The sequence below is a fragment of the Pseudomonas sp. UMAB-40 genome (assembly GCF_900095275.1).
GTDB lineage: Bacteria > Pseudomonadota > Gammaproteobacteria > Pseudomonadales > Pseudomonadaceae > Aquipseudomonas > Aquipseudomonas mandelii_B.
Genome location: NZ_LT607579.1, coordinates 53,350 through 54,154, shown reverse-complemented (window position 1 = coordinate 54,154; position 805 = coordinate 53,350). Strand labels below are relative to the sequence as shown.

Here is an 805-nt window from a genome sequence, read left to right as displayed (position 1 = left end):
GGAAGATTTGTTCCTGGCCTTTTTTGTCTTCGATGCGCAGTTCGTTGTAGCCGCCGCCACCCTTGGAGCTCAAGGTTTTGAAGGTGCTGCGGGTTTTGTTCGCCGGCAGGTCGTAGGGGACGACGTTTTCCTTGTGGTACAGGCAGCCGCTTATCAGGGGTTGATCGGGGTCGCCTTCAAGGAACGTGACCAGCACTTCCATGCCAATGCGCGGGATGGCGATGCCGCCGTAGTGGGCGCCGGCCCAGGCGGAGGAGACGCGCAGCCAGCAGCTGGTTTTGTCGTCGGCCTGGCCTTCGCGGTCCCAGTGAAATTGCACTTTGACGCGGCCGTACTGGTCGCAGTGGATCTCTTCACCTTTTGGCCCGGTGACGACGGCGCTTTGGCTGCCGAGGATGCGCGGTTTGGGGTGGTTCAGCGGTGGGCGGTTGGGGACGTCCCACGGGGTGGCCTGGAAGCGGTTGCGATAGCCTTGGTGGAAATCATCTTTCAACGATGTGGTGTGGCTGGTCACCGACTCTTCGAGCACTTGCGGCTGTTTGCCTTCGTGGAGAATTTCGGTGAGCAGCCACAGGTCGTTCCACTTGGCTTTCGGGTGCTCGGTCAGGGCCAGGAAGTGGCCGCTGACGAGGATTGGCTGATCGCTTTTGCCTTCGGCGAGCTGGAAGTCGCTGCGGTGACGCTCGAGGGCGCGTTTGGCCAGGTGCTTGCCGCGTTCGCGGTCGATGAAGCGGCCGGGGTAATCGTAGTCTTCGAGGTCGGGCAGGGCGTCGCCACGGTTTTCCGCTTCGAGGGTCAGGCGTGG

General features: G+C 62.1%; 1 protein-coding gene. It reads right to left on the bottom strand.

Going from position 1 to position 805, the window contains the following annotated elements:
• A partial coding sequence (tssI, locus tag K0F88_RS32700) for a type VI secretion system tip protein TssI/VgrG (RefSeq protein ID WP_257605405.1) occupies positions 1-805 on the bottom strand: 805 nt, incomplete at both ends.